This is a genomic window from Thalassospira sp. MBR-102 (assembly GCF_040549275.1).
Lineage (GTDB): Bacteria > Pseudomonadota > Alphaproteobacteria > Rhodospirillales > Thalassospiraceae > Thalassospira > Thalassospira xiamenensis.
Genome location: NZ_JBEPTC010000001.1, coordinates 630,209 through 650,097, shown reverse-complemented (window position 1 = coordinate 650,097; position 19,889 = coordinate 630,209). Strand labels below are relative to the sequence as shown.

Sequence of the window (19,889 nt, the reverse complement as noted above, 5' to 3'; positions counted from 1 at the left end):
CTGCAATTTCCAACTAGCTTCATGTCATTGTCGGTAGGAACCCCTGCCCCCACTGATACAGGACACCTCCATGAGCCACCTTTTTACGCAGCTCTGCCTTGGCAAGCTTGAACTGGAAAACCGCATTGTCATAGCGCCGATGTGCCAATATTCCGCCGATAACGGTAAAGCCACGGCATGGCACGACATGCATCTTGGCAATCTTGCCCAATCCGGTGCCGGCCTTCTGATAATCGAGGCATCTGCGATTGAACCCGAAGGCCGCATTACCTATGGCGATCTTGGACTATGGGACGATGAAACCGAAGCAGCCCTTGGCAAGACCCTCGCCGCTGTGCGCAGCCATTCCGACATGCCAATTGCCATCCAGCTTGCCCATGCCGGGCGTAAGGCATCCTGCGAAAAGCCTTGGGATGGTGGTGGCGCCATTGCACCGGATCATGAAAATGGCTGGCAGGTTGTTGCCCCGTCCGCTGTTCCGTTCCGTGCAGGCGACCCGGAACCAGAGGCACTCAACACCTCACGCATCCGCGAAATCATTCAGGGCTTTGCCGATGCGGCCAAGCGCGCGGATCGACTTGGTCTTGATGCCATCGAAATTCACGGGGCACACGGGTACCTGCTCCATCAATTCCTCTCACCACATTCCAACAAACGCGATGACGACTATGGCGGATCGCTTGAAAATCGTATGCGGATCGTGATCGAGGTTTATGATGCAGTTCGCGCAGCTTTCGATCCTGCCAAACCGGTCGGCATTCGGATTTCGGCTTCTGATTGGGTCGAAGGCGGCTGGGATATTGATCAAAGCGTCGAATTGGCCCGTGTCCTGAAGGAACGCGGTTGCGATTTTATCCATGTGTCATCTGGCGGTCTTCACATCGATCAGAATATCCCCGTTGGCCCGAACTATCAGGTCCCCTTTGCAGATCGCATCAAATCGGAAACCGGCATGACCACCATCGCGGTTGGCCTGATTACCGAAGCAGAACAGGCAGAGGCCATTGTCTTCACCGGTCAGGCCGATGCCATTGCGCTGGCGCGTGGCATTCTTTATGACCCGCGCTGGCCGTGGCATGCGGCAGCAAGCCTTGGTGCCGAGGTCAAGGCGGCCAATCAGTATCTGCGCTGTCAGCCACGCACACTTAAAAAGCTGTTCGGTTAATCTGAAAAATCCCCGCAACTCATCTGATTGCGGGGATTTTTATCGCAATCGATACAAAAACAAAAAGGGCCTCGCAAATGCGAGACCCTTTCCGTAGCAAGAAGGTCGGTTGGTGGTAAGGCTTAGAAGCCCATACCGCCCATACCGCCCATACCACCCATGCCGCCCATGTCAGGCGCGCCACCGGAGGATTTATCTTCCGGCTTTTCAGCGATCATGCATTCGGTGGTGATCAGCAGACCTGCGACCGATGCTGCGTCCTGCAGGGCAGTACGAACAACTTTGGCCGGGTCGATGATGCCGGCTTTGACCAGGTTGGTGTATTCACCTTTCTGGGCGTCGAAGCCGAATTCAACATCGTCCTGCTCAAGCAGCTTGCCAGCGACAACTGCGCCATCAACACCTGCGTTCTGAGCGATCTGACGGACCGGAGCCTGCAGCGCGCGACGAACGATGTCGACACCGATGGTCTGGTCATGGTTTACACCTTCAAGACCGTCAAGAGCGCGGGTCGCGTACAGCAGAGCCGTACCGCCACCAGCAACGATACCTTCTTCAACAGCAGCGCGAGTTGCGTGCAGGGCATCGTCAACGCGGTCTTTGCGTTCTTTCACTTCGATTTCCGAAGCGCCACCGATTTTGATCACGGCAACACCGCCAGCGAGTTTCGCAAGACGTTCCTGCAGTTTCTCGCGGTCATAATCCGAAGTGGTTTCTTCGATCTGTGCACGGATCTGGCCAACGCGGGCTTCGATCTGGGCTTTCTCACCGGCACCATCAACGATGGTGGTTTCTTCTTTGGTGATGGTGATCGATTTCGCGGTACCGAGCATATCGAGCGTAACGCTCTCAAGCTTGATGCCAAGATCTTCTGAGACAACCTGACCACCGGTAAGGATGGCAATGTCTTCGAGCATTGCTTTGCGACGATCGCCGAAGCCCGGTGCTTTGACAGCAGCGATTTTCAGACCGCCGCGCAGCTTGTTGACGACGAGGGTCGCAAGAGCTTCGCCTTCGACGTCTTCAGCAATGATAAGAAGCGGCTTTCCCGACTGAACGGCAGCTTCCAGAAGCGGCAGCAGCGGCTGCAGCGAGGAAACTTTTTTGTCGAACAGAAGAACATACGGGTTGTCGAGTTCGGCAACCATCTTTTCCGGATTGGTTACGAAGTACGGCGACAGGTAACCACGATCAAACTGCATGCCTTCGACAACGTCGAGTTCGGTGTGCAGGCCCTTGGCTTCCTCGACGGTGATAACACCTTCGTTGCCAACTTTTTCCATGGCTTCAGCGATCATGTCGCCGACTTCACGGTCACCGTTGGCCGAAATGTTACCAACCTGTGCGATTTCGTCCTTGCCCGACACTTTACGTGCGCGGCTCTGGATGGCTTCAATTACTTTGGTCGTCGCAAGATCGATACCGCGTTTCAGGTCCATCGGGTTCATGCCTGCAGCAACGGACTTGTTGCCTTCACGAACGATTGCCTGTGCCAGAACGGTTGCGGTGGTGGTGCCGTCACCAGCCAGATCGGCGGTTTTGGAAGCCACTTCACGCAGCATCTGTGCGCCCATGTTTTCGAACTTGTCAGAAAGTTCGATTTCCTTGGCCACCGAAACACCGTCCTTGGTCACACGCGGTGCGCCAAAGGATTTTTCGATGACAACGTTACGGCCTTTCGGGCCGAGCGTCACTTTAACGGCATCAGCAAGGATGTCGACACCGCGCAGCATTTTGGCGCGGGCGTCGGTGGAGAATTTCACTTCTTTAGCAGCCATAATATTCTTTCCTCTCTATGAGACGGATGAACGTGGATTTAAGTCACCAAAAGGCTGACTTATTCCATGATGCCCATAATGTCGGACTCTTTCATGATCAGCAGCTCTTCGCCATCGACCTTGACTTCGGTGCCCGACCATTTGCCGAACAGAACCTTGTCACCAGCCTTGACGTCAAGCGCGACAAGCGAGCCGTCTTCTTTGCGAACACCGGAACCGACAGCGATGATCTCGCCTTCCTGCGGTTTTTCTTTCGCGGTATCCGGGATAATGATGCCACCGGCAGTCTTGGTGTCGGATTCGACACGACGGACCAGCACACGATCATGTAACGGACGGAACTTCATGTTAGACAACTCCGTGTTTAAGCTAAGGCTCGTTTTAAACTAAAACTAACCGGGATGAGCCCGTATTAGCACTCACCCCCGGCGAGTGCTAACAGCATGTATTGAAGCCATCGGAATTTGTCAACAGAAGAGAGCAAAAGGACGCAAAAATATCATGATTTTGGGGATTTTCTCGCACTTGCGAGAATGAAGCCGACGCGCTTCGCCCACGCGCCGCGCCACGATCATTTTCTGATGCCATGCCTATCACGCGACACCTCACATGACAAAGGGCAATATTGTGACACGATTTCCGAAATTCTTCATTCGCCAGCATAAACTCATTGGCGTTGATTTAACCAAATCCCCAACGCATCTTTATAAGTTATGCTAAGTAGGATATTCGTCTTGCAGGTCATTAGCCCGACTGGACCACTTGGGTCCCAAAATGGTGATTTTATGAAGATCGAATCTCTGGAAATTCCCGAGGTCAAACTGCTCTTCCCGAGAAAATTCGAAGACGAGCGGGGATTCTTCTCCGAAACCTATAATCAGGAGGAGTTTTCACAGGCCGGAATCACGCAGGATTTCGTTCAGGATAACCATTCCTTTTCCAAAAGCCCCGGTGTTTTGCGCGGCCTGCATTTCCAGCGCGAACCGTATGCCCAAGACAAACTCGTTCGGGTTCTGCGCGGTCGAATCCTAGACGTTGCCGTCGACATTCGTCCCAATTCGCCAACACTTGGCAAATCGGTTATTGCCGAAATCAACGCCGATGACTGGAACCAGATTTTTGTTCCGCGCGGATTTGCTCATGGTTTTCTGACGCTCGCCCCCGACACAGAAGTCGTCTACAAGGTCAGCAGGCCTTACACCCCTTCGGCCGAGCATGCTATTCTATGGAACGATCCGGATCTTGGCATCAACTGGCCGATGGATGAAAGCCAGCTGATACTGTCAGCCAAAGATACCAATGCGATGTCGTTCAAAAAGTATCTTGAAACAGTTAGAGACGAAAACTGAACTGTCGTCTACATCCGATGCAGGCTGCGCAAAACGGATATTAGATAGTCGCGATACGAGCTGGCACCAAAGGCATCAATCAGCTTTTCAAATTGCCCCTCATCAATCAGACCTGTGCGTAATGCTATTTCTTCGGGACAAGCAATTTTAAGGCTTTGCCGCTTTTCTACTGTTTCAACAAAGTTTGCGGCATCAAGCATCGCACCATGGGTTCCAGTATCAAGCCAGGCATATCCGCGCCCCATCTTTTCCACATGCAACTGCCCGCGTTCCAGATACGCATTGTTGACATCGGTAATTTCAAGCTCGCCACGCGCCGATGGTTTTATGGATCTTGCGATTTCAACGACCTGCGCGTCATAGAAATACATCCCGGTCACGGCATAATTCGATTTCGGCTCTTTCGGCTTTTCTTCAATTCCCTTTGCCATTCCCTTGTTATCGAATTCGACGACACCGTAACGTTCAGGGTCCTGCACATAATAGGCAAAAACCGTTGCGCCGGTGGTCTGCTTCATCGCGTTGACCAGAAGCTCGGTCAGGCCATGCCCGAAAAATATGTTATCCCCCAGAACCAGACAGCACGGGTCATCGCCGATAAATGCAGCCCCAACCCGAAACGCATCGGCAAGACCGCGGGGCTCTTCCTGAACTGCATATTCGATCTGAAGCCCCCACCTCTGACCATCACCCAACAGCTCACGAAATAACGGTAAATCGCGCGGCGTACTGATCAAAAGGATTTCCCTGATCCCGGCCAACATCAATGTCGTCAGCGGGTAATAGACCATTGGCTTGTCGTAAACCGGCAACAGCTGCTTTGACACAACCATTGTCGACGGATGCAACCGCGATCCGGTTCCGCCCGCAAGAATGATGCCTTTACGCATTTTCTATCTGCCCGCTTCAAGGTTGTTCAAACATGTCGGAAGGCTTTCCGAAATATCAGGCAGCCCATAACCGAAAGTATCGGTAAATTTCTGTGTCGACATTATGGAATAGGCTGGACGCTTGGCAATCGTTGGAAAGGCATCCGAGTTTACCGGATCGATCCTGCAATTTTTCCCAGTCCAATTTGCCCCAAACTGCGCAATCGCTGCATCCTGAATACGTTTGGCGAAATCAAACCACGTCATCTGATTATCGGAAACAAGATGGTATGTCCCAAACCCGTTAAAGTTCAGATCAAGTATCACCGGTAATAATCGCAAGGTCGCATTCGCCAGATCAATTGCCGATGTCGGACATCCATGCTGATCATTCACAATCGTCAGAACATCACGTTGCGCCATTAATCCCAGCATCGTTTTCACGAAATTCTTGCCAAACGGACTGTAAACCCAGGCTGTGCGCAAAATAAGGTGGCGCTTAGCCGCAGCCCTCACCGCGCATTCGCCTGCCAGTTTGCTGGCACCGTAAACGCCAAGTGGCGCGACCGGATCATCTTCGCAGTATGGGCGCTGTGACGCGCCATCAAAAACATAATCGGTTGAAAAATGGATCAGCGGAATATCAAGATCGTCGGCAGCCCGGGCCATCATATCAACAGCATCGCAGTTGATATGATAGGCGTTCTCACGATCATTTTCGGCAAGATCAACAGCCGTATAAGCAGCAGCATTGATGATCACATGCGGTTGATTGTCCCGAATGGCCGAAGCAATTGTCGACAGATCAGATAAATCACACTTGCTTCGATCCAAGAGTGTCAAACGGACTTTCGGAAAAGCCGCGCCACATAGCGCCAGACTTCTTCCCAATTGGCCGTTTGCGCCAAAGACAAGTGCATTAATCATCACTATTTCACCGTTCCGAGCCGCTCACCTGCATATTTATCTTTCAGGATGGGCTCCCACCACGCCCGATTTGCCAGATACCATTTCACTGTCTGCTCCAGACCGCTTTCAAAGCTGTGTTTTGGTTCCCAGCCAAGCTCGTCGCGTGTCTTGGATGGATCAATCGCATACCGCCAGTCATGCCCCGGGCGGTCGGTCACGAACCGAACCTGCGCCTCAAAGTCACCTGTCACAGCATCGGGCTGAAACCGCGACACAACATCAAATATGCTGCGCACGACATCAATATTTGCAACTTCGTTGCAACCACCGACATTGTATTTCTCGCCAATTCGTCCCTCGGTCAAAATGGTAAAAAGCGCGTCTGCATGGTCTTCAACATGAAGCCAGTCCCGCGTGTTTTTGCCATCGCCATAAACCGGCAACGCCTTGCCATGCAAGATATTCAGGATCATCAGGGGGATCAGCTTCTCGGGGAATTGATAGGGCCCGTAATTGTTCGAACAATTGCTGATAATCACCGGCAACCCATACGTATGATGCCAGGCGCGCACCAGGTGATCCGATCCCGCCTTGCTTGCAGAATATGGCGAATTGGGCGCATAGGGGGTTTCTTCTGTAAAAAGCCCCTCGTCCCCAAGCGAACCATACACCTCGTCAGTCGAAATATGATGAAACCGGAAAGTCGACCGTCGTTCAGCAGACAAGCCGTTGAAATAATCACGTGCTGCTTCCAGCAGGGTGAATGTACCAACAAGATTCGTCTGAATAAATTCAGACGGCCCGTCAATCGAACGGTCTACGTGGCTTTCTGCCGCCAGATGCATCACAGCATCGGGTTGAAAATCTTCAAAGACCCGGTCAAGTTCCGCCCGATTGCAGATATCCTGTTTTACGAAACAATAGTTGGGTAGCGAAGAAACACTTTCAACAGTGCGCAAATCAGACGCATAGGTCAGCTTATCAAGGTTGAGAACCTCGATCTTTTTCTGCCCGGCCAAAAGTCGGCAGACCGCCGACCCGATAAACCCTGCACCACCTGTCACAATGACTTTCATAGGCCCCGCCCGTTTATCCAACTACCTGTGCAACCTGTCGCCTGAAATATCGACCTTATTCCACCGTAACCGATTTGGCGAGGTTACGGGGCTGATCGACATCCGTACCCTTATGGACCGCCACATGATAGGCCAACATCTGAACCGGAATAGTATACAGGATTGGCGCAACAAAATCGGCAACCTTTGGCAGCTCTACCGTGGCCGATGCCATCTCGCCAAGCTTCGCAAGTCCCTCTGCATCAGACAGGAAAATTACCCGTCCGCCTCGTGCGGCCGCTTCCTGCATGTTCGATGCGGTTTTTTCAAAAAGTTCGTCGGACGGTGCAATCACGATGATCGGAACCGACTGATCAATCAGGGCAATCGGGCCGTGCTTCATCTCGCCCGCCGCATAGCCTTCGGCGTGGATATAGGAAATTTCCTTAAGCTTTAGCGCCCCTTCCATCGCAATCGGATAGCCAAGGCCGCGGCCGATATAAAGCACATCGCGCGCATCAGCGATATTGATCGCAAGTTCACGGATTTCATCGTCATGATGAAGGACTTCGGCCGCATGTTTTGGCACTTCGGTCAGCGCGTTGACGATGGCGGCTTCCTCGTCCTTGGCAAGAGTGCCGTTATCGCGCCCGATCGTCACAGCAAGACAGGCCAGAACAGTCAATTGCGTGGTAAAGGCCTTGGTCGATGCGACCCCGATTTCCGGCCCGGCATAGGTCAGCAAGACCACATCGCTTTCGCGTGCAATCGTGCTTTCGGCAACATTGACGATGGAAACAATTTTCTGCCCCTTTGACTTCGCATAACGAAGGGCAGCCAAGGTATCAAGCGTCTCGCCGGATTGCGAAAGAAATAGCGCCACGCCCCCTTTTGGAAGCGGCGGGCACCGATAGCGGAATTCAGACGCGATATCGACATCAACGCCAAGCCCGGCATAGCGTTCGATCCAGTGCTTTGCCACCATTCCGGCATAGAAGGACGTGCCGCACGCCACAATCGTCAACCGGCTGACATCGTTAAACGAAAACGGCATATCGGGCAGCTTGATCGTCCGCGTCGCCGGATTGATGAAGGCATGCAACGTGTCGCCAATCACGGCTGGCTGTTCGAAAATTTCCTTCTGCATGAAATGGTTATAGTTACCCTTGCCCATCATGGCTCCGGAAACAGCCGAAAGCTTTGTTTCACGGGTAACGTCATTGTCATGCTCGTCACGGACCTGAACACCATCGCGGGTCACTTCGACCCAATCACCTTCTTCAAGGTAAATCAGCCTGTTGGTCAGATGCGACAGTGCCATCGCGTCCGAGCCAAGATACATCTCGCCCTCACCCAAACCAACCGCAAGCGGCGTGCCACGGCGCGCGCCAAAAATCACGTCATGCTGCCCAGCAATCATGATTACCAGCGCAAAGGCACCCTCAATCCGATGTAATGTGGCGGCGACTGCGTCACGCGGGGTTTTGCCCTGATCAAGGAAGTCGGAAACCAGATGCACAATCACTTCAGTGTCGGTATCAGTGGCAAAAGCCCGGCCCTTGCCGGAAAGCTCAGCCTTGATTTCCTGATAATTTTCGATGATGCCGTTATGCACCACGGCAACCTTGCCATCGGTATGCGGATGGGCATTGTTTTCGGTCGGCACACCGTGGGTCGCCCAGCGGGTGTGACCAATGCCGACATCCCCCGCCAGCGGCATTTCCGCAAGACGGTTGGCAAGGTTGATCAGCTTGCCTTCGGCCCGGCGGCGATCGATATGACCATTCACAAGGGTTGCAATCCCGGCACTGTCATAGCCCCGATATTCAAGCCGTTTAAGCCCCTCAAGAATACGGTCGCTGACGCTGTCCTTGCCGATAATGCCGATAATACCGCACATAGTGTTGTCTTCCCCGTCGAAATTTTGCCCATCGCGCACGCAAATGCCGCGCGTTAATTGCCATTACTTACCCAAAAGGGCCTTCATCTTCTCGCGAAATACCCGCGCCCAGCCCGGTTTATCAAGCCGTTGCGCCCGCTCTATCACCAGGGCATCGGCTTCGACCGTTCCGGTAATCGTGCTGCCCGCACCAATAATGGCACCATCCCCGATGGATACGGGGGCGACCAGTGCCGAATTGGAACCGATAAATGCACCTGCCCCGATATCAGTATGCTGTTTGCGGTATCCGTCGTAATTGCATGTGATGGTTCCGGCACCGATATTGGCCTTTGCCCCGACACGGGCATCACCGATATAGCTGAGGTGATTGACCTTCGCCCCGGCTTCAACAACAGCCTTTTTGATCTCGACAAAATTTCCAACCCTGGCACCGGCACCAATTTCCGCGCCCGGTCGCAAACGTGCATAGGGCCCGATATCGGCTTTGTCGCCCACCACACAGCTTTCAAGATGGCTGAAGGCCTTGATGGTCACATCATCGCCAACCGTAACACCAGGACCCAAAAACACATTCGGCTCGATAACAACATCCCGGCCCAATATGGTGTCGCTGGCCAGATAGACCGAACCCGGATCAATCAGGGTCGCACCATTCACCATTGCCGCCTCGCGCAGGCGTGACTGCATAATGGCTTCGGCCACGGCAAGCTGGCTTCTGGAATTCACACCAAGCGTTTCTTCCTCAGCGACCTCAACAGCAACGCAACTATTGCCGTTAGCACGCGCCACCTCGACCGCATCGGTCAGGTAATATTCGCCCTTGGCATTGGCATTTCCAATCGCTTCAAGGGTTTCAATCATGCTTTCAGCACGGAAGCACATCACACCGGAATTGCAAAAATTGATCGCACGTTGCGTTTCGTCACATTCCTTGTCTTCAACAATCGCCAGCAACTCACCATTTGCCGGATCGGTCACAAGGCGGCCATAACCGGTCGGGTCTTCAGGGCGAAATCCCAAAACCGCAACCGCGTGATCGCCATGCTCGCGCGCCGCGACAAGGCGTGAGAGGGTTTCGGTAGTAAAAAGCGGACTGTCGGCATAAAGCACAAGCACATTGCCCGTAAGGCCACGAAGGGCCTCTTTGGCGGCAAGAACCGCATGTGCGGTTCCAAGTCGATCAGTTTGTTCAAATGTCGAATGCGGGGAGACGGCCTCAATCAGCTTGGGCATATCCGGCCCGACAACAACCATGGTTTTGGTTGCGTTCAGATGGGCCGCCGTATCAATCACATGATTGACCATCGGTTTGCCTGCTATCTTGTGCATGACCTTGGGGATCGCGCTTTTCATTCGCGTTCCCATACCCGCAGCCAGAACCACCACACTTAATTCACGCGACATGCTTTAACCCTGTTGTGCCATGCGTTACACGGCGTCCCCTTTGTTTTCGATCCGGTCACGATATGCCGGTCCGAACCTGTCACAGCCGATTTGAAGCAACTCCTAACCTATAATCCCCAAAGGCAAAAGCCCCGAAAGAATCACGTTTTGTTACTTCGTGTTAGCAGATGTTACCGTTTGTTAATGACACCAGTTCGGTTAAGGTCCGATAAATCGATATTCGTTTTCAAAGGCAGCATCGCAAAATGGCAAAATTCATCCTGTTCGATCTTGACGGCACCCTGATTGACGGGGTGGATGATCTGCTGTTTGCGATGAACGAAACCCTCGCCGCCCAAGACCTTGCGCCACTTGCCCGTCCCGAACTGGAAGCCATGCTGGGCGATGGCACCAAAATGCTGACCAAACGGGCGTTTGATGCGCGCGGTGTCACGATTGATGGTCAACAGCTCGATGACTGCGAAGGCGATTTCACCACACGTTATATCGACACCGACTATGCCCATACCCGCCTGTTTGAAAATGCCGAAGCAACCCTTCGCGATCTGGCATCAGATGGCTGGATCATTGGTCTGGCATCAAACAAACCGACCGCACCCTGCAAACGCATCCTTGAACGGCTGGGTGTCTTCGATCTGTTTGCCGTGATTGTCGGCGGCGATGCAACGCACGTTAAAAAGCCCGACGGCGCTCATTTGGCATTCGCCCTTGATCAAGCCGGATATGACCGGGCACGCGGCGATATCGCGATCATGGTTGGTGATCATGCCAATGATGTGAATGCCGCACGCAATTTCGGCATTCCGGCCATTGCGGTGGCCTTTGAAGTCGATGATACACGTGCAAAAAATCTCGCCGCGGATGGGGTTGTCACTGCATTTGAAAACCTGCCCGAAGAGATCGGAAAAATCGTCAAACAGGCTGCTTGACACCCCCTGATCACCCCCTTATAACCCCGCGCTACCGACGGAGAACAAGCTGCCCAATCGGGCCGCGATTTCCGTTTTCGGGCGTATAGCTCAGTTGGTTAGAGCGTTCCCTTCACACGGGAGAGGTCACAAGTTCGAATCTTGTTACGCCCACCATTTTTTCCATAAAACTTAAATCGTCATACCGTTCCCTGAACAGGGAAGCAGGCTGCATTTTCCTCTATGGGGAATAAAAAAACCGGTCAGCAATTTCCTGCCGACCGGTCGGGAGTGCGCAATCAACGCTATCGCGTCTTGCGGGAGCTTTGGCCTAATGGCTGTCTTTCGGGATCGCCTTGCCGCGATGACCGACGAGGAAGTCGAAATCGGCCCCCTTGTCCGCGCCAATGACGCTTTTGTAATACAGCGATGCATAACCGCTTTCCGGTACCGGCACCGTCGATTTCCAATTATCAAGGCGCTTCTTAAGCTCCTCGTCACTGATATCGAGGTGCAGTTTGCGGTTTGGCACATCCAGTTCAATCATGTCGCCATTCTGCACCACCGCCAACGGGCCGCCAGCAGCGGCTTCAGGGGATGTATGCAGAACCACCGTGCCATATGCCGTGCCGCTCATACGGGCATCGGAAATACGCACCATGTCGGTAATGCCCTTGCGTAGCACCTTGGGCGGCAAGCCCATATTGCCGACCTCGGCCATACCCGGATAGCCTTTCGGCCCGCAGTTTTTCAGAACCATGATGCAGTTTTCATCGATATCAAGGCTTTCGTCATAGATCTTGGCCTTGTAATCATCAATGTCCTCAAACACCACGGCACGACCACGATGGGTGAGCAAGGAAGCTGTTGCCGCCGACGGCTTCAACACCGCACCATTGGGCGCAAGGTTGCCTTTGACAACCGCGATGCCACCGCTTTGGGTCAGGGCCTTTTCGAACGGGCGAATGACATCGTCATTCCAGTTCTGAACATCCTTGACCTGCTCCCACATGGTGTCGCCCGAAACGGTCAAAGCATCATTATGCAGCTTGCCCGCCTCACCCAGTGCCTTGATGACCACCGGTAAACCACCGGCATAGAAGAATTCCTCCATCAGGTATTTGCCCGATGGCTGCAGATTCACAATCGTCGGAATATCACGACCCAGACGGTCCCAATCATCAAGTGTCAGGTCGATGCCAACACGACCGGCAATGGCGAGCAAATGGATCACGGCATTGGTCGAACCACCAATCGCCCCATTGACCCGGATCGCATTTTCAAACGCTTCCTTGGTCATGACGTCGGATGGTTTCAGGTCGTCCTTGACCATCTGCACGATCCGGCGGCCGGTCACATGCGCCATCACGCGACGACGGCTATCCACGGCCGGAATCGCCGCATTTCCCGAAAGCGCCATGCCCAGTGCTTCCGCCATGCTGGCCATGGTGGATGCGGTGCCCATCGTATTGCATGAACCGGGCGAACGCGACATGGCGATTTCGGCTTCAAGGAAGTCCTCGGTGCTGATCTTGCCGGCCTTGCGGTCTTCGGAAAGCTGCCAAAGCGACGTGCCCGAACCGATATCCTGACCGCGCCATTTACCGTTCAGCATCGGCCCGCCGGTGACCACAATCGCCGGGATATCAACACTTGCAGCCCCCATCAAAAGGGCTGGGGTGGTTTTATCGCAGCCCACCATCAGAACCACACCGTCAAGCGGCGTTCCGCGCAGCGCTTCCTCGACATCCATCGCGCACAAATTACGGAACATCATGGCGGTCGGGCGCAATGTGCTCTCGCCCGGCGAGAAAACCGGGAATTCAAGCGGTAAACCACCAGCTTCGTAAATACCGTGTTTGACGCGTTCCGCCAGATCGCGCAAATGCGCGTTGCAGGGCGTCAACTGCGACCAGGTATTGCAAATCCCGATCACCGGACGACCGTCAAACAGGTCCGATGGCAGGCCCTGGTTCTTCATCCAGCTGCGGTGATAGATATTGTCCTTGCTGGTTCCGCCGAACCAGCCTTCCTGCGAACGCAGGACGCGGGGCCATGCTGCCGGTTTGAACTTCGTCATGCCCGTTCTCCTTTATGAGTTTTTATCGAGACGGGTCCGATTCCATATGGATGTGGCATTCCATATGGGGGACTTTGAACGGCATGGCTTTGCAATTGCTTTATCCAAGCAACTGATCCTGTCAGAACCGTGCCGTTCCTCGTCTGCATGTTGTTACGCTTTGTTCTTGTTATAGACATCAAAGATCACAGCCGCGAGCAGCACCAGACCCTTGATGACCTGCTGCCAGTCGATACCGACACCAATGATCGACATGCCGTTATTCATGACCCCCATGATCAACGCGCCAACCACCGCACCGATCACCTTGCCAACCCCGCCCGACATCGATGCGCCACCGATAAACACGGCCGCAATCACATCAAGCTCGAATGCAAGACCGGCTTTCGGGGTTGCCGTATTCAAACGCGCGGCAAACACCAGACCGGCGAGCGCGGCCAGCATGCCCATATTGGCAAAGGTCAGGAAGGTCAGGCGTTTAGTATTGATGCCCGAAAGCTTGGCGGCTTTTTCATTCCCGCCCAGCGCATAGATACGGCGCCCAAGCGTTGTGCTGTTGGTGATGAAGGTGAATATCGCAATCAGAAGCGCCATCACGATCAAAACGTTCGGCAACCCGCGATAGGTCGACAGAAGATAGGTGACATACAGGATCGCAAGACCGGCAATCGCATGTTTGGCCGCAAAGAACGCTATCGGTTCTTCAACCTCGGCGAACTTCGCCTGCTTGGCGCGTGCCCGCAGACCAAGGACCGGCAGAATCACCGCAATTGCAACGCCCAGAACCATCGAAAAGATGTTAAAGCGGCCTTCGATCAAACCGGCAAAGAAATCCGGCAGAAAGCCCGAAGACATCGCCTGGAAGCTGTCAGGGAACGGACCAACCGATGCCCCACCCAGAAGCGCCAGCGTCAAACCTTTAAACACCAGCATACCGGCCAGCGTCACGATAAAGGACGGAATGCGCCAATAGGCAACCCAGTATCCTTGGGCGGCACCGATAATCGCACCGACGATCAGACAGGCCGGGATCACAATAATCGTCGGCAAATCCCAATGGACAATCATCACCGCGGCGAGCGCACCGATAAAGCCGACGACCGATCCAACCGAAAGGTCGATATGACCGCCGACAATCACCAGCAGCATGCCCACTGCCATGATGATAATATAGCTGTTCTGAAGGAACAGGTTGGTCAGGTTGACCGGTTTAAGCATCACGCCATCGGTCATCACCTGGAAGAAGGCCAGAATCGCGATCAGCGCGACCACCATGCCATATTCGCGCATATGCGTGCGCAGGTAATAACCCATCGATTTGCTGCTAGAAGTATCCGTCATTGTCTGCTTCCTTACGCTTTCAGGATCATGCGCATGATTTTTTCCTGATCGGCATCATTTGCCGCCAGTTGCCCTTTGATCTCACCCTCGTTCATCACATAGATGCGATCGCACATGCCCAGAAGCTCCGGCATCTCCGACGAGATCATGATGACCCCCTTACCATCGGCTGCCAGCTGGTTGATAATCGTATAAATCTCGTATTTCGCACCAACATCAATGCCACGCGTCGGTTCGTCCAGAATAAGGACCTCCGGCCCGGCAAACAGCCATTTCGCCAAAACGACTTTCTGCTGGTTACCCCCCGAAAGATTGACAGCCTTCTGTCCGACATTCGGGGTGCGGATATTGATTTTGCTGCGATATTCTTCGGCCACCTGACGTTCGGCCCCTTCATTGATGACGCCGTGTTCGGCAACACCGTCAAGATTGGCCAATGTGATATTGGTCGTGATGCTTTCTTCAAGCACCAGCCCCATTTCCTTGCGATCCTCTGTCACATAGGCAAGACCCGATGCAATCGCCTTTTCAACGGTCGACACATCGGCAGGTTTGCCATTAATCAGGACCTCGCCGCTGATATCCGCGCCATAGGCACGGCCAAAGATGCTCATGGCAAGTTCGGTACGCCCGGCCCCCATCAGACCGGCAATCCCGACAACCTCGCCTGCCGCCACATCGATACTGACATTTTTGACGACCTTGCGTTCGGGATGGAGCGGATGGGTCACATTCCAGTTGCGCACTTCCATCAGCTTGGTCGTGCCGATATTAGGTGTGCGATCCGGATAACGATGCGCCATATCGCGCCCGACCATATCCTTGACGATATCGTCTTCGGTAATTTTGCCGCCACGCGCATCAAGTGTCGAAATCGCCTTGCCATCGCGAATAACCGTGATGCGGTCAGCCACGCGATTGATTTCGTTCAGCTTGTGCGAAATCAGGATCGATGTGATCCCCTGCGCCTTGAATTCAAGCAACAGGTCCAGAAGTTTCTGGCTGTCATTTTCCTGCAAACTTGCCGTCGGCTCGTCAAGGATCAGAAGCTTGACCTTTTTCGAAAGCGCCTTGGCAATTTCAACAAGCTGCTGCTTGCCGACACCGATATTGGTGATCAGTTCGCTGGGTGTTTCGCGAAGCCCGACTTTTTTCAAAAGCTCGCTCGTGCGTGCAAAGGTCGCGGGCCAGTTAATCACACCGTTTTCGCAAATCTCGTTGCCCAGAAAGATGTTCTCGGCAATCGACAGCAACGGCACAAGAGCCAGTTCCTGATGAATGATGATAATGCCGCGTTCTTCGCTGTCGCGGATATCCTTGAATTCCTGCACATCCCCGCCATAAAGGATGTCACCTTCATAGGTGCCAATCGGGTAAACGCCGCTCAATACTTTCATCAGGGTCGATTTACCGGCCCCGTTTTCGCCGCAAAGGGCGTGGATTTCACCACGTTCCACTTTCAGGCTGACATCGTCCAGCGCCTTCACCCCCGGAAAGGTTTTGGTGATATTGCGCATTTCCAGGATGGTATCCATCCGGTCCTCCCACTGCCGATGTTTTCACAACGGCGCTATTCTCGCTCGCAGTCTTGTTTGACTGTTACCGTCAGTTTCAGACAGCACAGAAAAAGGCGGGCCAGCATTTCAGAGCGAGCCCGCCCTCTGTCACATTCAGATCAACGGATTACTGGACTTCGTCCTTGGTGTAGTAACCCGAACCCACCAGGATTTCTTCCCAGTTGGATTTATCAACCATAACCGGCTCCAGCAGGTAGGAAGGAACAACCTTCACACCGTTGTCATAGGTTTTGGTATCGTTGATGGTCGGCTTTTTACCGGCAAGAACACTGTCGACCATCGAAACGGTGACGCGTGCAAGTTCACGGGTATCCTTGAAGATCGTGGAATACTGTTCACCAGCAAGGATCGATTTGACCGACGGCAGTTCGGCGTCCTGACCGCTAACAACCGGCATTTTCATGTCGCCGGAACCATAGCCAACGCCTTTAAGCGACGACAGTATGCCGATCGAAAGACCATCATAGGGCGACAGAACGCCATCAACCTGATCGTCGGTGTAATAAGCCGACAGCAGGTTATCCATACGTGCCTGTGCAACCGCGCCATCCCAGCGAAGGGTACCAACCTTGTCCATGCCCATCTGGCCAGATTTGACAACAACCGTGCCTTCATCAATCAGCGGCTGCAGAACGGACATCGCACCGTTATAGAAGAAATAGGCGTTGTTATCATCCGGCGAACCACCGAACAGTTCAACATTATAGGGCGGCTCACCAGCCGCGGTCAGACCTTCAACCAGCGAGGTTGCCTGCTGAACGCCGACTTTGAAGTTATCGAAGGTCGAATAGTAATCAACATTGGCGGTGTCACGGATCAGGCGGTCATAGGCGAACACCTGAATACCGGCTGCCTTGGCATTTTCCAGCGCGTTCGAAAGCGTGGTGCCGTCGATTGCCGCGATCACAAGAACATCAACGCCTTTGACGATCATGTTTTCAATCTGGGAAAGCTGGTTGGGAATATCGTCTTCTGCATATTGCAGATCGGTTTTGTAACCGGCGTCTTCGAACTGCTTGACCATGGACTCGCCGTCCGAAATCCAGCGTGCCGAGGATTTGGTGGGCATCGCGATCCCGACATATCCTTTTTCATCGGCATGTGCATAGCTGCCGGAAATCATCGGGCTCATCATTGCGGCCGCGCCAAAGGCGACCCCTGCCATTACGGCACTGAGACGTTTCATATCTTTCCTCCCTAAAAGACACGGCCTTTACAGCCTTTTGCCCGACTTTCCAGGCAAAGCTGCCTGTATGTGCCGCGTCTTTGTTTTCGCTTGATAATGCATCCCGTTTTCCCGCGAGATGCGGCGCCATTATTCCGGGGCCAGACATAACAATCAAATAAGTATTTTCGAAACTTGCATATCAATAATGATATATTAAACTCGCCGGGAACGGAGGATCCCCATGACTGAGCCCGCAAAAACATTACCGCTGAGTTCCGCAAAATCCCTGTTGTTTCGATCCGGCAATCTGTTTCAGCGCGGCCTGAAGCTTAGCCATCTGCGCATGATTGTCGCGATGGAAGAAACCGGGCAGATCAGCCAGGCCGCCGCCATGCTGCAAACATCGCAGCCCGCAGCATCACGTCTGTTATCAGAAATGGAAACCATTCTTGAAGCCCGGCTTTGTGTGCGCGGATCGCGCGGCATTGAAATGACCAATGCTGGACGCGCACTGGCGAGGCGCGCGCGCAGCATGCTGATTGAAATCCGCGAAGCCGAACGCGAGATCGAGGATATCAAGCATGGCGGCGGCACGGTTTTCATCGGCGCTGTGACCGCAGCAGCAGTTGATCTTGTCGTGCCGGCCATCCGCACGGTGCAGTCGATCAACGCCCTGCTTGAAGCACATGTGTCGGTCGGACCATCGCATCTGCTGATCAAGGATCTGCTGGCGGGGGATCATGATTTTGTCATCGGCCGCGTCCCCGAAGATATGGACCCTCGCCAATTCAACATCCGCGAAATCCGAAGCGAGAAAATCCGCCTGATGGTTCGCGCCGGGCATCCTTTGCTTGCGGAAAACAAGCCTGTTTCACTGGCCCGTCTTGCCAAATTCGAATGGCTATTACCGCCACCAGGCAACCTGATGCGCCGCACCATCGAAGACGTGTTTATCTCGCGCCATCTGCCGCTGCCGCATTCCAGTCTGAATTCCGCGTCACTGCTGGTTACCCTTGCCACCCTGTCGGGCACGGATGCCATCGCACCGATGGCGGAGGAGGTCACATCGCTTTTAAGCATCGGGGGCATGATTGCCGAACTGCCGTTTGACGGAACGATTGAAATCAAACCCTACAGCCTGATTACAGCGCGCGGACACCGCCTGTCACCATCCGCGCAGCTGGTTTCTGACCATATTCTTGCCCGTATCGAAAAGCCCGATGCCTGATTTCATGCCGGGGCCTGTCCTCTACCAAAAGCGAGTGGCGCGATGGCATGTCTTTCGCATAAAGTTCCGCACAAGATTTCAACACAAAGACCAAACATTCCGCCGGACAGATAATGCAATCAGCAACACTTGCCTTTTTGACACTGGGCTTGACCCATTTTGCCTTTGCCAGCACGGCACTGCAAAATCCTGTCGCGATGCCGGAAACCGATCCCTATGTTCTGTTTGATCTGCGCGATAATTTCGTCTGGAACCTGACGCATTATCAGATCCTTGATCCCGACGAGACAATGGTGGAAACCCTGATCACAGAAGCAGATCAGGGTCAGATGGTTTTTGACATGGTCCTGCGCGATACGGTCCCGCCCTATTGCGAATTGCGGTTTGATCCGACGATTTGCGATGATCGTGGCTCCCCGGTCAACTGGTTCAGCGACCTGCCCCAGACCATCTGCATGGATATCCCGGCCAACGTTTCATTCAGCCATGCCGAACAGCTCAAGGGCGCAAAGTTCCTGTGCCTTGAACCACGCGAAAAGCTGTTGCTGCCCGAAAGCTGGCAAAACCAGCAGACCGGTGCTCAGACCTATTTGTCGCAACGCATCGAACCTGGTGCGGTCACCGTACGCGATGATATCGCCACCATTGATATCCTTGTACTTGATGCCATAAACACCCCGCTTGCGACCCTGTCGCCCGAAGGATATGGCGATGCCAAAATCGGCATGACCGAGGATCAGGTCCGTACAGCCATGGTCGAGCCCATGACATCAACCCGCGACGGGACCGAAAATAACGCCTGTTATCACCTGCAATCGGCAGGCGGCCCGACCGGGCTTGGCTTTATGATGCTTGATGAAAAGCTGGCCCGGGTTTCGGTTTATGCCGATGAATATGATATCGCCACCAGCCTGATCCGCACCGGCCATAATATTCAGGTTGGCGATACCATTGATGATGTCCGTGCGGCCTATGGCGATAACCTGATCGATGAAGAACACGAATATGAAGGCCCAGATGGCCGTTACCTGACCTGGTGGGCAAATGATGCCAAAACATCGGGCATCCGCTTTGAAACCGGGCCGGATGGCGCGGTAACCGCCATGCATGCGGGCACCGGTTCGATCACGCTGCTTGAAAGCTGCTATTAAAGCA

The 19,889-nt window shown here is 53.7% G+C and carries 16 protein-coding genes and 1 tRNA gene; 6 read left to right on the top strand and 11 right to left on the bottom strand.

Features of this window, described 5'->3' with window-relative positions; translation table 11 throughout:
• The first annotated feature begins 70 nt into the window (after positions 1–70).
• Entirely contained in the window at positions 71–1,165 is a 1,095-nt protein-coding gene (locus ABIE64_RS03165; protein ID WP_071241131.1) for an NADH:flavin oxidoreductase/NADH oxidase, read from the top strand.
• A gap of 122 nt (positions 1,166–1,287) precedes the next feature.
• On the opposite strand, the gene groL is transcribed toward ABIE64_RS03165, so the two are convergent.
• Both groL and groES read right to left on the bottom strand, forming a co-directional pair.
• Entirely contained in the window at positions 1,288–2,943 is a 1,656-nt protein-coding gene (gene groL, locus ABIE64_RS03160; RefSeq protein ID WP_037990063.1) for a chaperonin GroEL, read from the bottom strand.
• A 59-nt stretch (positions 2,944–3,002) separates the two neighbouring features.
• Positions 3,003–3,290, bottom strand: a complete 288-nt coding sequence (gene groES, locus ABIE64_RS03155; protein ID WP_007090384.1) for a co-chaperone GroES — start codon at positions 3,288–3,290, stop codon at positions 3,003–3,005.
• A gap of 438 nt (positions 3,291–3,728) precedes the next feature.
• On the opposite strand from groES, the gene rfbC reads away from it, so the two are divergent.
• On the top strand, positions 3,729–4,292 hold the full coding sequence (rfbC, locus tag ABIE64_RS03150) for a dTDP-4-dehydrorhamnose 3,5-epimerase (protein WP_007090385.1): 564 nt from the start codon (positions 3,729–3,731) through the stop codon (positions 4,290–4,292).
• An 8-nt stretch (positions 4,293–4,300) separates the two neighbouring features.
• On the opposite strand, the gene rfbA is transcribed toward rfbC, so the two are convergent.
• The 5 genes from rfbA to glmU all read right to left on the bottom strand — a co-directional run bounded on the left by rfbA (position 4,301) and on the right by glmU (position 10,432).
• Positions 4,301–5,182: a glucose-1-phosphate thymidylyltransferase RfbA gene (rfbA, locus tag ABIE64_RS03145; RefSeq protein WP_037990059.1), complete on the bottom strand. Its 882-nt coding sequence runs from the start codon at positions 5,180–5,182 to the stop codon at positions 4,301–4,303.
• A gap of 3 nt (positions 5,183–5,185) precedes the next feature.
• Positions 5,186–6,088 carry a dTDP-4-dehydrorhamnose reductase gene (gene rfbD, locus ABIE64_RS03140; RefSeq protein ID WP_354376616.1) on the bottom strand — a complete coding sequence of 301 codons (903 nt, stop codon included), beginning with the start codon at positions 6,086–6,088 and terminating at the stop codon, positions 5,186–5,188.
• 2 nt (positions 6,089–6,090) lie between these two features.
• Entirely contained in the window at positions 6,091–7,146 is a 1,056-nt protein-coding gene (rfbB, locus tag ABIE64_RS03135; protein ID WP_071240524.1) for a dTDP-glucose 4,6-dehydratase, read from the bottom strand.
• A gap of 55 nt (positions 7,147–7,201) precedes the next feature.
• Positions 7,202–9,025 carry a glutamine--fructose-6-phosphate transaminase (isomerizing) gene (gene glmS, locus ABIE64_RS03130; protein WP_071240523.1) on the bottom strand — a complete coding sequence of 608 codons (1,824 nt, stop codon included), beginning with the start codon at positions 9,023–9,025 and terminating at the stop codon, positions 7,202–7,204.
• Between the two features lie 63 nt (positions 9,026–9,088).
• Positions 9,089–10,432: a bifunctional UDP-N-acetylglucosamine diphosphorylase/glucosamine-1-phosphate N-acetyltransferase GlmU gene (gene glmU, locus ABIE64_RS03125; RefSeq protein WP_071240522.1), complete on the bottom strand. Its 1,344-nt coding sequence runs from the start codon at positions 10,430–10,432 to the stop codon at positions 9,089–9,091.
• Positions 10,433–10,677: 245 nt separating this feature from the next.
• Here glmU and ABIE64_RS03120 point away from each other — a divergent pair, with 245 nt between their 5' ends.
• Positions 10,678–11,361, top strand: a complete 684-nt coding sequence (locus tag ABIE64_RS03120) for an HAD-IA family hydrolase (protein WP_071240521.1) — start codon at positions 10,678–10,680, stop codon at positions 11,359–11,361.
• Between the two features lie 79 nt (positions 11,362–11,440).
• A tRNA-Val gene (locus ABIE64_RS03115) sits at positions 11,441–11,517 on the top strand.
• A 154-nt stretch (positions 11,518–11,671) separates the two neighbouring features.
• Here ABIE64_RS03115 and araD read toward each other — a convergent pair.
• The 4 genes from araD to chvE all read right to left on the bottom strand — a co-directional run bounded on the left by araD (position 11,672) and on the right by chvE (position 17,524).
• Positions 11,672–13,420: an L-arabinonate dehydratase gene (gene araD, locus ABIE64_RS03110; protein WP_071240520.1), complete on the bottom strand. Its 1,749-nt coding sequence runs from the start codon at positions 13,418–13,420 to the stop codon at positions 11,672–11,674.
• A 153-nt stretch (positions 13,421–13,573) separates the two neighbouring features.
• On the bottom strand, positions 13,574–14,761 hold the full coding sequence (gene mmsB / locus ABIE64_RS03105) for a multiple monosaccharide ABC transporter permease (RefSeq protein WP_071240519.1): 1,188 nt from the start codon (positions 14,759–14,761) through the stop codon (positions 13,574–13,576).
• A gap of 11 nt (positions 14,762–14,772) precedes the next feature.
• A complete protein-coding gene (gene mmsA / locus ABIE64_RS03100; protein ID WP_071240518.1) occupies positions 14,773–16,296 on the bottom strand; it encodes a multiple monosaccharide ABC transporter ATP-binding protein in 1,524 nt (507 codons plus the stop codon).
• Positions 16,297–16,444: 148 nt separating this feature from the next.
• Positions 16,445–17,524, bottom strand: coding sequence for a multiple monosaccharide ABC transporter substrate-binding protein (gene chvE, locus ABIE64_RS03095; RefSeq protein ID WP_007090395.1), 1,080 nt, complete (start codon positions 17,522–17,524; stop codon positions 16,445–16,447).
• Between the two features lie 223 nt (positions 17,525–17,747).
• Between chvE and ABIE64_RS03090 the strand changes: the two genes are divergently transcribed.
• Both ABIE64_RS03090 and ABIE64_RS03085 read left to right on the top strand, forming a co-directional pair.
• Positions 17,748–18,734: a LysR family transcriptional regulator gene (locus tag ABIE64_RS03090; RefSeq protein WP_007090396.1), complete on the top strand. Its 987-nt coding sequence runs from the start codon at positions 17,748–17,750 to the stop codon at positions 18,732–18,734.
• A gap of 113 nt (positions 18,735–18,847) precedes the next feature.
• On the top strand, positions 18,848–19,885 hold the full coding sequence (locus ABIE64_RS03085) for a hypothetical protein (RefSeq protein ID WP_354376615.1): 1,038 nt from the start codon (positions 18,848–18,850) through the stop codon (positions 19,883–19,885).
• Positions 19,886–19,889 lie beyond the last annotated feature (4 nt).

What these genes read in the sequence shown, in the direction of transcription:
- ABIE64_RS03165 (WP_071241131.1), top strand. Translation starts at nt 71, where the DNA reads ATGAGCCACCTTTTTACGCAGCTCTGCCTTGGCAAGCTTGAACTGGAA.
- groL (WP_037990063.1), bottom strand. Translation starts at nt 2,943, where the DNA reads ATGGCTGCTAAAGAAGTGAAATTCTCCACCGACGCCCGCGCCAAAATG.
- groES (WP_007090384.1), bottom strand. Translation starts at nt 3,290, where the DNA reads ATGAAGTTCCGTCCGTTACATGATCGTGTGCTGGTCCGTCGTGTCGAA.
- rfbC (WP_007090385.1), top strand. Translation starts at nt 3,729, where the DNA reads ATGAAGATCGAATCTCTGGAAATTCCCGAGGTCAAACTGCTCTTCCCG.
- rfbA (WP_037990059.1), bottom strand. Translation starts at nt 5,182, where the DNA reads ATGCGTAAAGGCATCATTCTTGCGGGCGGAACCGGATCGCGGTTGCAT.
- rfbD (WP_354376616.1), bottom strand. Translation starts at nt 6,088, where the DNA reads ATGATTAATGCACTTGTCTTTGGCGCAAACGGCCAATTGGGAAGAAGT.
- rfbB (WP_071240524.1), bottom strand. Translation starts at nt 7,146, where the DNA reads ATGAAAGTCATTGTGACAGGTGGTGCAGGGTTTATCGGGTCGGCGGTC.
- glmS (WP_071240523.1), bottom strand. Translation starts at nt 9,025, where the DNA reads ATGTGCGGTATTATCGGCATTATCGGCAAGGACAGCGTCAGCGACCGT.
- glmU (WP_071240522.1), bottom strand. Translation starts at nt 10,432, where the DNA reads ATGTCGCGTGAATTAAGTGTGGTGGTTCTGGCTGCGGGTATGGGAACG.
- ABIE64_RS03120 (WP_071240521.1), top strand. Translation starts at nt 10,678, where the DNA reads ATGGCAAAATTCATCCTGTTCGATCTTGACGGCACCCTGATTGACGGG.
- araD (WP_071240520.1), bottom strand. Translation starts at nt 13,420, where the DNA reads ATGACGAAGTTCAAACCGGCAGCATGGCCCCGCGTCCTGCGTTCGCAG.
- mmsB (WP_071240519.1), bottom strand. Translation starts at nt 14,761, where the DNA reads ATGACGGATACTTCTAGCAGCAAATCGATGGGTTATTACCTGCGCACG.
- mmsA (WP_071240518.1), bottom strand. Translation starts at nt 16,296, where the DNA reads ATGGATACCATCCTGGAAATGCGCAATATCACCAAAACCTTTCCGGGG.
- chvE (WP_007090395.1), bottom strand. Translation starts at nt 17,524, where the DNA reads ATGAAACGTCTCAGTGCCGTAATGGCAGGGGTCGCCTTTGGCGCGGCC.
- ABIE64_RS03090 (WP_007090396.1), top strand. Translation starts at nt 17,748, where the DNA reads ATGACTGAGCCCGCAAAAACATTACCGCTGAGTTCCGCAAAATCCCTG.
- ABIE64_RS03085 (WP_354376615.1), top strand. Translation starts at nt 18,848, where the DNA reads ATGCAATCAGCAACACTTGCCTTTTTGACACTGGGCTTGACCCATTTT.